Origin of the sequence: Salipiger sp. 1_MG-2023 (genome assembly GCF_030547555.1) — a bacterium.
Lineage (GTDB): Bacteria > Pseudomonadota > Alphaproteobacteria > Rhodobacterales > Rhodobacteraceae > Salipiger.
Genome location: NZ_JAUOQN010000086.1, coordinates 1 through 11,137, shown reverse-complemented (window position 1 = coordinate 11,137; position 11,137 = coordinate 1). Strand labels below are relative to the sequence as shown.

Sequence of the window (11,137 nt, the reverse complement as noted above, 5' to 3'; positions counted from 1 at the left end):
GTTGGTTCTCGCAACCCGACCCTACCGGGAAACCCGATGGCCACCGTAAGCTACACCACGTCTGGGGACGTCACCCGAAAATCGCCGGAACGCGGCGCGCTTGGTGCGATGATCTAGTGATGCAGCGAAGGCATCGACGCGCCATGCGGCAGGCAGAAATCACGTATCAGTTCAAGCCAAGGTCTCTGTCGAGACGCTGCCCGGACATTGGTGCGGGCGGCGGGAATCGAACCCGCACGGGCAATGCCCTAGCGATTTTAAGTCGCTTGTGTCTACCGTTCCACCACGCCCGCACCGAACCGGGCCCTTGCGGGCGCCTGTGCTTTCCTAACCGGCGCCGGATCGAAGAACAATCCGCCGTTCGCAACAGCCCGGATGAATTGCGCTCTAATCCGCCCCCTCTGGCGCGACGCCAGCTTCCTTGACCGCCTGCATCGCCACATAGGTCGAGGTCGTCGACACATGCGGCAGGGTCGAGATTCTTTCCGCAAGCACCCGGCGATAGCTGCGCATGTCGGCGGTGCGCACCTTGAGCAGATAGTCGAAATTCCCGGCGATCAGGTGCACCTGTTCGATTTCGGGCACGCTGGCGACCGCAGCGTTGAACGCTTCGAGCGAGGCTTCGCGAGTGTCGAACATGCGCACCTCGACAAAAGCCACGTGATCCAGACCCAGCCGGATCGGATCCAGAATCGCCCGGTAGCCGCGGATCACCCCCAGCTCTTCGAGCCGCCGCAGCCGCGCTTGCGTCGGGCTTTTGGACAGGCCGATCCTGCGCGCGAGTTCGGTGATCGAGATTCGCCCCTCGGATGCAAGGGTGGTGAGGATCGCCTGATCGAACCGGTCGAACTCTTCCTGATCGTGCTGCATCGAAAATCCTGCGTTTTTCGGTCGAAAAGATGACCCCGTGGCACACAATAAGGCCAAACGACTTTTTCTTAGCCTATATGGTGGCAAAAATCACCGAGGACAAGAGATGCCCCGCGACATCGCCCCCGAAATCCGCTCGCTTATCGACGTGAATATGTACGCGCCCGAAGAGGCCACCGTGGCCCGGCTGCGCCAGACCGCCGCGCTGCCGCCCGAGGCGCGCGCCCAGATCGGCCAGCGCGCCGCGCAGCTGGTGCGCGATATTCGCGGCAGCACCAAGCCCGGCCTGATGGAGGTCTTTCTGGCCGAATACGGTCTGTCCACCGACGAGGGCATCGCGCTGATGTGCCTTGCCGAGGCCTTGTTGCGGGTGCCGGACGCCGAAACCATCGACGCGCTGATCGAAGACAAGATCGCGCCGTCCGATTGGGGGCGGCACATGGGCCGCTCGTCCTCGCCGCTGGTCAATGCCTCGACATGGGCGCTGATGCTGACCGGGCGCGTGCTTGATCCTACCGCCCGCCCCGGTCCTGCGGGGCATCTGCGCGCCGCCGTCAAACGCATGGGCGAGCCGGTGATCCGCACCGCTGTCGGGCGCGCCATGAAAGAGATGGGCAGCCAGTTCGTGCTGGGCGAAACCATTCAGAAGGCGATGAAACGCGGCGAAGCGATGGAGGCCAAGGGCTACACCTATTCCTATGACATGCTGGGCGAGGCCGCCCGCACCGAAGGCGACGCGCTGCGCTATCTCGAGGCCTATTCCAAGGCCATCGACGCCATCGCCAAGGCGGCAAAGCACAGCGACATCGGCGCCAATCCCGGCATTTCGGTGAAGCTCTCGGCGCTGTTCCCGCGCTACGAGGAAGGCCAAGTCAAACAGGTCATGGCAACGCTGGTGCCGCGCCTGTTGCAACTGTGCGAGCAGGCCAAGGCGGCGGGCATCGGCCTGAACATCGACGCCGAGGAAGCCGACCGTCTGTCGATCTCGCTCGACGTGATCGGCGCGGCATTTGCCTCGCCGACGCTGGCGGGCTGGGATGGCTTTGGCGTGGTGGTGCAGGCCTACGGGCTGCGCGCCTCTGAGACCATCGACTGGCTGCACGCGCTGGCGCAGGCCTATGATCGCCGCATCATGGTGCGGCTGGTCAAGGGCGCCTATTGGGACACCGAGATCAAACGCGCGCAGGTCGAGGGAATCGACAGATTCCCGGTCTTCACCAGCAAGACCCACACCGACATTTCCTACATCGCCAATGCCCGCAAGCTGCTGGGCATGACGGCGCGCATCTACCCGCAATTCGCCACTCACAACGCCCACACCGTCGCCGCCGTGCTGCACATGGCTCAAGAGGGCGGCGTGGCAAACAGCGCGTTCGAATTCCAGCGCCTGCACGGCATGGGCGAGACGCTGCATGCGCTGGTGAAAAACACCGGCACCCGCTGCCGCATCTACGCCCCTGTCGGCGCCCATGCCGACCTGCTGGCCTATCTGGTACGGCGGCTGCTGGAGAACGGCGCGAACTCCTCTTTCGTCAACCAGATCGTCGACGAGGAAGTCCCGCCCGAAACCGTCGCCGCCGACCCGTTCGATGCGAGCGATCGCCGCCCCCTCGCCCGCGCCTCGGAGCTGTTCCTGCCCGAGCGGGCCAATTCTCAGGGTTTCGATCTGACCCATCGCCCGACGCTGGCGCAGATCGACGAGGCGCGCGCGCCGTTCCGCGCGCATCTGTGGCAGGCCGCGCCGCTGGTCTGCGTCGATGCCCCGGTGGGCGCTGTGGCGGATGTGCCAAACCCCGCCAATCCCGCCGACAAGGTGGGCGAAATCACCTGGGCCAGTGCCGAAACCGTGCGCGTCGCCGCCGCCGCCGCGCACCCTTGGGCCGCCGCGCCGCAGGAGCGCGCCCGCATCCTGAACGCCGCTGCCGACCTGTTCGAGGCGCATTTCGGCGAGATCTTCGCCCTGCTGCACCGCGAGGCCGGCAAGACCCTGCGCGACGGCGTGGCCGAGCTGCGCGAAGCGGTGGATTTCCTGCGCTATTATGCCGCCCGCGCATTGGACAAACCCGACGCCCCGCGCGGCGTGTTCGCCTGCATCTCGCCATGGAACTTCCCGCTGGCAATCTTCACCGGGCAGCTGTCGGCGGCGCTGGCCACCGGCAACGCCGTGCTGGCGAAACCGGCCGAGCAGACCTCGCTGATCGCCTATCGCGCCGTGCAGCTGCTGCACGAGGCCGGCGTGCCCACGTCGGCGCTGCAACTGCTTCCCGGCGCCGGTGATGTCGGCGCTGCGCTGACCAGCGCGCCGCAGGTCTCGGGTGTTGCCTTCACCGGCTCGACCGACACCGCGCAGATCATCCATAAATCCATCGCGGCGAACCTTGCGCCCGGCACCCCGCTGATCGCGGAAACCGGCGGGCTCAACGCGATGATCGTCGACAGCACGGCCCTGCCCGAACAGGCGGTGCGCGCAGTGGTCGAATCGGCCTTCCAGTCGGCTGGCCAGCGCTGTTCGGCGCTGCGCTGCCTGTATCTGCAAGATGACATCGCCCCCGATGTGATCGAGATGCTCGAGGGCGCGATGGATGCGCTTGTCGCCGGCCAGCCGTGGGAGCTGACCACCGATGTTGGCCCGGTCATCGACGCCGAGGCCTTCAACGGTATCAAGGCCTATATCGACGCCGCCCGCGCCCGCGGCGATCTGATCAAGGAAACCCCGATGCCCGGCGTGGGTCATTTCATCTCCCCGACCATGATCCGCGTCAAAGGCATCGAATCGCTTGAGCGCGAGATCTTCGGCCCGGTGCTGCATGTCGCCACCTTCAAGGCCGACGCGCTCGACAAGGTGATCGACGCGATCAACGCCACCGGCTACGGGCTGACCTTCGGCCTTCAGACCCGCATCGACGACCGGGTCGAACATGTGACCAAGCGCATCGCTACGGGCAATCTTTACGTCAACCGCAACCAGATCGGCGCCATCGTCGGCAGCCAGCCCTTTGGCGGCGAGGGTCTGTCGGGCACCGGCCCCAAGGCGGGCGGCCCGCTCTATTGTGACCGTTTCCGCCAGCACGCCGCGCCCGGCCCCGTCGGCAGCTGGGATAAGACCGAGGTCGCCTCGCGGCTGACGGCGGCGATCAACAAGGCAGGCGAGACGCCCGCTCCGAAAACCACCGACCTGCCCGGCCCCACCGGCGAAGCCAACCAGTACACCACCCACGCCCGCCCGCCGGTGCTGTGCCTCGGGCCGGGGTCCGACTGCGCGGCGGCGCAGGCCGACGCTGTGCGCCTGCTCGGCGGCGTCGCAGTCTGCGCCCAGGGCAAGGTAACGCCCGAAATGCTCGAAACGCTGGAGGGCATCTCCTCGGCGCTGTGGTGGGGCGACGAAGACAGCGCCCGCGCCTACCGCAAGGCGCTGGCAAACCGCAGCGGGCCGATCCTGACCCTGATCACCGGCGCGCCCGATACGGGCCATGCCCGCGCCGAAAAGCACGTGTGCATCGACACCACCGCATCGGGCGGCAACGCCGCGCTGCTTGGCGGCAACATGTGATCCCCCGCCCCGGGCACACGCAGCGCGCCCGGGGCGACAATCGCGCTTGACGCAGGCCAGCTTCGCGCCACTCTGACGTTATGTTTCCCATTCGCGATCACAACCCGTCTGGCCGAACGCCCTATGTCACCTATGGGCTGATCCTGCTCAACGTCGGTCTCTTCGTCAGCTACTGGGGCCTGTTTCGCGATCCGCGCGCCATCAATGCGTTGTTCTTCGACTGGGCGCTGATCCCTGCCCTGATCAGCGAAGGGCAGGGCTACGCGGGCATCCTGACCTCGATGTTCCTGCATGGCGGGCTGATGCATCTGGCTGGCAACATGCTGTTCCTGTTCATCTTTGGCGACAATATCGAAGACGCGCTCGGCCACGGCCCCTATCTTGGCTTTTACCTCGCCAGCGGCATCATCGCGGCGCTGACCCAATATGTCGCGCAACCCCTGTCGGTGGTCCCGACTGTGGGTGCATCGGGGGCGATCGCTGGCGTGATGGGCGGCTACCTGTTGCTGTTCCCCAAGGCGCGGGTCGACCTCGTCGTGATCCTGATCATCGTGGTCAAGGTCTTTCCGGTGCCCGCCTGGCTGATGCTGGCGGTCTGGTTCGCGCTGCAGCTCCTTGGCGAACTCAGCGGGCAGTCCGATGGCACCGGCGTCGCCTACCTCGCCCATCTGGGCGGGTTCATCGGCGGCATGGTGCTGATCCTGCCCGTCTGGCTGCGCCGGGGCGGCCCCGCCTTCTGGAACCGCACCCACGGCCGCCCGCCCCACCCCACCGGGCGCTACACCGACACGATCCGCATTCCAAAGACAGGACGAAGACGATGACAGATCCGGTGAAAGCCACCTGCCACTGCGGTGCCGTCGAACTGCAGGTCACGCTCAGCGACGGGCTCGACACGGCGCGCCGCTGCGATTGCTCTTATTGCCGACGCCGCGGCGCCCCGGCTGTCAGCGCACCGCTGGGCGGCGTCAAGGTGGTCAAAGGCGCCGACAAGCTAACGCCCTACCAGTTCAACACCAACACCGCGCAGCATCATTTCTGCTCGGTCTGCGGCATCTACATGTACCACCGCCGCCGCTCGAACCCCAATGAGTATGGCGTCAACATGGGCGCAATCGACGGCGTGAACCCCGCCGATCACGAACCCATCCCGTGGAACGACGGCGTCAACCATCCCTCGGACCGCTAGACGATTGTTCCCATGGTTTGATGCTGCGATCCTCTCGCGGCCTTGGAAAAGCGCATCATGGGACAGGTCCGCCGCAGGAGCGCCACGCCCTGTCACCCGAAAAGCGATTGTCAAAGCACAGCATGAGACGGCAGCGCCTCCGGGCACCGCCATGTTCCGATGGCTTGGCCTTCCCCCGGAGCATGCCGGGCCGGATGGGCGCAAGGCCTCTCGCATCCTGATGACGCGCCTGTCAGGCAATGCATACTGCAAAGCTTCAGCACGTACCGATGCTGTCCGAAGCGACGCAGGTCACCGGCTTCTGCCCGGGATGATCGGGGGGGTGATCGGGCCGGTCCCGGCGATCGATGTGCGCCAGCAAATAGCGTTCAAGGACGACAGAGACCCCATCACTGCGAAAGCTGCGGAGGCACCGACCGGCATCGCGGCGAAATCGCGGCCCTCTCTCATGCCTGTAAACAGGCATTGCCGGGCAATGGATACCCGGTGCCAGTGTCCGGTCTTCGGGCGAGAGACCATGTCGTGGGGTTTGGACAGTTCCGGAGACTCATTGGCAGCGAACAAGAGCAGGTGATGATCGAACGACGCGCTCCTGATCGCCATCATGGGCAGGATCAGCTGCGTGTCCTTGGGATCGCTCTTGTTGCGGCTTCCGGGCAGGGACTCCCGCGGGCAGCGAGGCTGCGGGTGCCACAAGATCCACCTCACAGCCAACGCAACCGAGATAGCAGGCCAAGGAAATACCCGTGGCCTCAGCTACCACCCGGACTGAGCGCTGATAATCTGCGCGTGTCGCGATCAGCAGATGGAAATCGGCGAATGGGCTCAGTACAGTCACAGAGGCGAGCGTCAAGCGCGTCCCCTAGGACGAGCAGTTTCACCTCCGTCTGGCGGACGTCATCACCGCGGGCAATCTCACGCGCAGGTCCAAGACCCGCAGCGGCCTTAGGCCCTCCGCATAGGTCCGCCAACTCTAGCCGGACAGGCTCACCCCAAACCCGTCCCACCATATGCCGCACCTACACAGCCCAGCAGCGCCCGCAGCTTCTTCTGGCCGGAAATATCCCGGGGGGCGCGCGACTCGCGCGGGGGGGCAGCGCCCCCCCTGCAGCGATTGCCTCAGGCGCTGCGGATGGTCTTTGCGAAGCTGGCGAAGATATCGTTGTTGGCGCACAGGATCGAGCCCGACTCAAGCGGCTCCTGCCCCTCGCGCACACCTTCGATCAGCGCGCCGGCCTCCTGAGCGATCAGGTAGCCTGCCGCAATGTCCCAGAGGTTCAGTTCGCGCTCCCAGTAGCCGTCGTAGCGGCCTGCCGCCACATAGGCCAGATCCAGCGAGGCCGCGCCCCAGCGCCGCACCCCGGCGCATTCCGGCATCAGCCGGCCCAGATCCTTCAGCATCGCCGGCAGCGTGTTCTTGGCCGCGAACGGAATACCCGTGGCAAACACCGCCTCGATCATCCGGTTGCGCCCCGACACCCGCAGACGGCGGGAATCGTTCAGCCAGGCGCCAGAGCCCTTCTCGGCATAGAACATCTCGTCCTTGGCAGCGTCATAGACCACGCCCGCGACGATCTGGCCCTTGTGCTCGAGCGCGATGGAAATCGCCCAGTGCGGCATGCCGTGCAGGAAATTGGTGGTGCCGTCGAGCGGATCGACAATCCAGCGCCGGGTCGGGTCCTGCCCGGCCTGCTCGCCGGTCTCTTCGCCCAGCCAGCCATAGGTCGGACGCGCCTCGAGCAGCGCCTCCTTGATGATGGTTTCGGCGGCGGTGTCGGCGCGGCTGACGAAGTCACCGGCGCCCTTCATCGACACCTGAAGGTTCTCGACCTCGCGGAAATCCTTCACCAGCGAGCGGCCCGCCTTGCGCGCCGCCTTGATCATGATGTTGAGATTGGCGCTACCCTGCATGTCACGATCCCCGCAAATGGTTGAGGCCGCGCGTATACGCGGCCCGTAGGGTCTTGCCAAGGCCGGATGACCCGGAACCTTGCCGCTGCGGCTTATTGAGAGACCACACCCTTTTCGCCAGCGGGCGCATAGGCGCGCGGCAAGTAGGTCTTGGCGGCGGGCTTGGGCGCATGGCTCGCGCGCAGCGGCTGCGGGTCGTAATAGCGACCAGCGGTCGGAATGCCGCAGAAGATCACACCGCCAACGATCACCGGCTGTTTCCCGGCGGGGCAGTGATTGCCCTGCGGCCAAGCCTGCACCAGCGGCTGGCGGCTTAGATCGGAGGTGGCATCGCCAGTATAGGCATCCCCCCAGGCAAAGGCGCCAGAGGCACCAACTGTCAGGGCCGCGAGGGCACCGAGGAAGGTCATTGCGCGCATGGTATCTATCTGTCCCCTAGAAAACCGCACTATCAAAAGCTGCTGCTCGAAAGCCTATCAGCATCGGGCGATCCGTCAATGAAATGTGATATTTCCAAAGGAATGTCGCGCGGACCAAAACAATGCCCAGCCCGCGCGGCGATTGTTTCGCGTCACCTGTCGCTCAGCCGGTCGGCCTTCTTGCGCACCAGAACCGTGCGCAGGTCGTGCATCGCCAGCAGCAGCGCATCGGTCACCGCCTCAAGCTGATCCTGCGACGCCCGGGCCTGCGCCCATTGCGCCGTCTGGTTCAGATGGTCGATGGCGCGGTGAATGTCGTCGATTTCGCGCATCGCCAGCAAGGTCTTGCGCTCGCTCATCCAGGCGCGGATGGCGGCCTCGTCCTCGGCATTCAGCTCCCGCTCGCCATGCGGCCTGATCTCGTCCTTGTTGAGATTGACCACGGCGATCTGATCCATGTCGATGCGGCGCTGGCGGTTCTCGGTGTCCACCCGGAACACCGTCGCGCCATTGTCGCGGATGCGAAAGTAATGTTTCGGCAGATCGCCCGACATCGCCTAGCGCAGCCCGTCGCAGAACGCGGCGATGCGGGCGCAGGCCTCTTCCAGCACCGCATCCGAGGTCGCATAAGAGATGCGAAAATTCGCAGACAGCCCGAACGCCGCCCCGAACACCACCGCGACGCCCTGCTCTTCGAGCAGCGCCGTGGCGAAGGCTTCGTCATCGCCGATCACCGTGCCCGCCGCCGAGGTCTTGCCCAGCAGCCCGGTGATCGACGGATAGACGTAGAACGCCCCCTCGGGCACCGGGCAGGTGATGCCGTCGATGGCGTTCAGCTTTTCGCAGACCAGATCGCGGCGACGCCGGAACGCCTCGGCGCGGGGGACAAGGAAATCCTGCGGGCCGTTCAGCGCCTCGACCGCCGCCCACTGGCTGATCGTGCAGGGGTTGTTGGTCGATTGCGACTGCACCTTGCGCATGGCGGTGATCAGCGCCACCGGGCCGCCCGCATAGCCGATGCGCCAGCCGGTCATGGCATAGGCCTTGCTGACGCCATTGACCGTCAGCGTGCGCTCATACAGCGCCGGTTCGACCTGCGCCGGGGTGCAGAATTCGAACCCGTCATAAGCCAGATGTTCATACATGTCGTCGCTCATCACCCAGACATGCGGGTGCTTCATCAGCACCTCGGTGATCGCCTTGAGCTCGGCCCAGGAATAGCCCGCACCGGTGGGGTTGCTGGGCGAGTTGAACAGGAACCACTTGGTCTGGGGGGTGATCGCCGCTTCAAGCTGATCGGCGGTGATCTTGTAGCCAAGCTCCGGCTTGCCCTCGATGATGACCGGCGTGCCCTGCCCGAGCTTGACGATATCGGGATAGCTGACCCAGTAAGGCGCCGGAATGATCACCTCATCGCCCGGATTGAGCGTGGCGATGAAGGCGTTGTACAGCACCTGCTTGCCGCCCGTGCTGACGCTGATCTGCGAGGGCTCATAGCTTAGCCCGTTCTCGCGGGCGAACTTGGCGCAGATCGCCTGTTTCAGCTCGATGATGCCGTCCGGGGCGGTGTATCTCGTCTGGTTCGCATTGATCGCGGCGATGGCGGCGGCCTTGATGTTGTCGGGCGTGTCGAAATCCGGCTCTCCGGCGCTCAGGCCGATGATGTCCTTGCCCTGTGCCTTCAGCTCGGCGGCAAGCTGGGTCATCGCCACGGTGGGCGAGGGTTTCACACGAGCGAGCGTATCGGAAAGGAAAGCCATGACGGGGCACCGTTTGTATTGAGATCCCGTCTGTCATAGGGTGCCCCCCGCAGCCGTACAAGCCGCTTGCGGGCGGAAGAGGAGACACGGATGACAGACGACTGGTACGGCCCCGACACTGCCACCTTCGGAGATCGCGTCGCCGCCGCGCGCGAGAGCGCGGGCATGACGCAAGAGGCGCTGGCACGGCGGCTGGACGTCAAGCTGAAGTCGCTTCAGGGCTGGGAAAACGACGTGGCCGAACCGCGCGCCGCAAGGCTGTCGCAACTGGCCGGGCTACTCGACGTTTCGGTGAACTGGCTGCTGAGCGGCGAGGGCGATGGCGTACCCGCCCCCGACGGGGCGGACGTTCTGCCGCAGGATCTGCGCGAGGCCCTGCTGGACATCCGCGAGCTTCGCGCCCAGATGAAAACCTCGCAGGACCGGCTGGCCCGGCTGGAAAAATCCCTGCGCCAGATTCTGAAGGACACCGCATGACCCAGATCCAGATCCCCCGCGCCGTGCCGCCGGAAAACGAGTCCCCCGAACACCGCCTGAAGCGGTTGCGGATGCGCTCGATGCGCCGTGGAATCAAAGAGATGGACATCATCCTCGTGCGCTATTGCGAGGCGCGGCTGGCGTTGATGGATGCCGCCATGCTGGACACTTACGAGGTGCTGCTCGAAGAGAACGATCAGGATCTGTACCAGTGGGTTTCCGGCCAGATCGAAGCCCCTGAGTCGCTGCGCCAGATGATCGCGGACATCAAGGCCACCGCCTGCGCGCCATGACTTTTCCAAGAAAACGCCGCGATTTAACGCAATCTTGGCTTTTATGCCCGAAATCTGCCTGAGGTTCTGAACAGGCGGAGACGGTAATGAGCATTCATGCCTCCATGGGAAAGAAGCCGCTGAGCGGTTACATGGCCGGGTATCTCGAGACTCTTGCGCTCGTGGAACGGCTTCACAGGCTGTTGCTCGACGTGATCAAGGATGAGTTCGAGCGCACCGGTGTCATCGAGATCAACGCAGTGCAGGCGCTGCTGCTCTACAACATCGGTGACAACGAGGTCACGGCGGGCGAATTGAAGTCGCGCGGTTATTATCAGGGCAGCAACGTCAGCTACAATCTCAAGAAGCTGGTCGAGATGGGCTATATGCACCATCAACGCTGCGAGATCGACCGGCGCTCGGTTCGGGTCCGCCTGACCGCGCAGGGGCGCGACATTCGCGATACGGTGCAGCACCTCTTCGAGCGCCACGCCGATGGTCTCGAAGCGCGCAACGTCGTCGACCTGGACGGGCTCGACATGATCAACAACGGGCTGCGCCGGGTGGAACGTTTCTGGACCGACCAGATCCGCTACATCTACTGACGGGCGGGCGCCGCGGCCGTGTGCGCCCCCGCCCCCCCCCCCCCGCCCGGCATTTGCCCCCCCGGGGGGGTTTGTGGAAGCCCC

12 protein-coding genes and 1 tRNA gene are annotated in these 11,137 nt (G+C 65.2%); 6 read left to right on the top strand and 7 right to left on the bottom strand.

The genetic code is table 11. The features are described 5' to 3' along the window. Positions 1-208 precede the first annotated feature (208 nt). Both Q4543_RS22595 and Q4543_RS22590 read right to left on the bottom strand, forming a co-directional pair. Positions 209-293: transfer RNA gene (locus tag Q4543_RS22595), tRNA-Leu, on the bottom strand. Between the two features lie 94 nt (positions 294-387). Then, positions 388-870, bottom strand: coding sequence for an Lrp/AsnC family transcriptional regulator (locus Q4543_RS22590; RefSeq protein WP_303442072.1), 483 nt, complete (start codon positions 868-870; stop codon positions 388-390). 106 nt (positions 871-976) lie between these two features. On the opposite strand from Q4543_RS22590, the gene putA reads away from it, so the two are divergent. The 3 genes from putA (at position 977) to Q4543_RS22575 (ending at position 5,609) form a co-directional block, all read left to right on the top strand. Then, positions 977-4,420 carry a bifunctional proline dehydrogenase/L-glutamate gamma-semialdehyde dehydrogenase PutA gene (gene putA / locus Q4543_RS22585; RefSeq protein WP_303442070.1) on the top strand — a complete coding sequence of 1,148 codons (3,444 nt, stop codon included), beginning with the start codon at positions 977-979 and terminating at the stop codon, positions 4,418-4,420. 80 nt (positions 4,421-4,500) lie between these two features. Beyond that, on the top strand, positions 4,501-5,244 hold the full coding sequence (locus Q4543_RS22580) for a rhomboid family intramembrane serine protease (RefSeq protein WP_303442068.1): 744 nt from the start codon (positions 4,501-4,503) through the stop codon (positions 5,242-5,244). After that, positions 5,241-5,609, top strand: a complete 369-nt coding sequence (locus tag Q4543_RS22575) for a GFA family protein (protein WP_303442066.1) — start codon at positions 5,241-5,243, stop codon at positions 5,607-5,609. The genes Q4543_RS22580 and Q4543_RS22575 overlap by 4 nt, the downstream gene beginning before the upstream one ends. 291 nt (positions 5,610-5,900) lie before the next feature. Here the strand turns inward: Q4543_RS22575 and Q4543_RS22570 are convergent, their stop codons facing one another. The 5 genes from Q4543_RS22570 to Q4543_RS22550 form a co-directional block, all read right to left on the bottom strand. After that, the gene (locus Q4543_RS22570) at positions 5,901-6,305 is read right to left on the bottom strand and encodes a hypothetical protein (RefSeq protein WP_303442065.1); all 405 of its coding nucleotides are present in this window, start codon (positions 6,303-6,305) and stop codon (positions 5,901-5,903) included. 423 nt (positions 6,306-6,728) lie between these two features. Continuing rightward, positions 6,729-7,520: an inositol monophosphatase family protein gene (locus Q4543_RS22565; RefSeq protein WP_303442064.1), complete on the bottom strand. Its 792-nt coding sequence runs from the start codon at positions 7,518-7,520 to the stop codon at positions 6,729-6,731. 92 nt (positions 7,521-7,612) lie between these two features. Next, a complete protein-coding gene (locus tag Q4543_RS22560) occupies positions 7,613-7,939 on the bottom strand; it encodes a hypothetical protein (RefSeq protein WP_303442062.1) in 327 nt (108 codons plus the stop codon). 152 nt (positions 7,940-8,091) lie between these two features. Beyond that, positions 8,092-8,493, bottom strand: a complete 402-nt coding sequence (locus tag Q4543_RS22555) for a hypothetical protein (protein WP_303442060.1) — start codon at positions 8,491-8,493, stop codon at positions 8,092-8,094. A gap of 3 nt (positions 8,494-8,496) precedes the next feature. Then, positions 8,497-9,699, bottom strand: coding sequence for a pyridoxal phosphate-dependent aminotransferase (locus tag Q4543_RS22550; RefSeq protein ID WP_303442058.1), 1,203 nt, complete (start codon positions 9,697-9,699; stop codon positions 8,497-8,499). A 90-nt stretch (positions 9,700-9,789) separates the two neighbouring features. Between Q4543_RS22550 and Q4543_RS22545 the strand changes: the two genes are divergently transcribed. The 3 genes from Q4543_RS22545 to Q4543_RS22535 all read left to right on the top strand — a co-directional run bounded on the left by Q4543_RS22545 (position 9,790) and on the right by Q4543_RS22535 (position 11,053). Beyond that, entirely contained in the window at positions 9,790-10,176 is a 387-nt protein-coding gene (locus Q4543_RS22545) for a helix-turn-helix domain-containing protein (RefSeq protein ID WP_216005001.1), read from the top strand. Then, the gene (locus Q4543_RS22540; RefSeq protein WP_303442056.1) at positions 10,173-10,469 is read left to right on the top strand and encodes a succinate dehydrogenase assembly factor 2; all 297 of its coding nucleotides are present in this window, start codon (positions 10,173-10,175) and stop codon (positions 10,467-10,469) included. Before Q4543_RS22545 ends, Q4543_RS22540 begins: the two co-directional genes overlap by 4 nt. 86 nt (positions 10,470-10,555) lie before the next feature. Then, positions 10,556-11,053 (top strand): MarR family winged helix-turn-helix transcriptional regulator, encoded by a 498-nt coding sequence (locus Q4543_RS22535; RefSeq protein ID WP_216005003.1) that lies wholly within the window; start codon positions 10,556-10,558, stop codon positions 11,051-11,053. Positions 11,054-11,137: the final 84 nt, after the last annotated feature.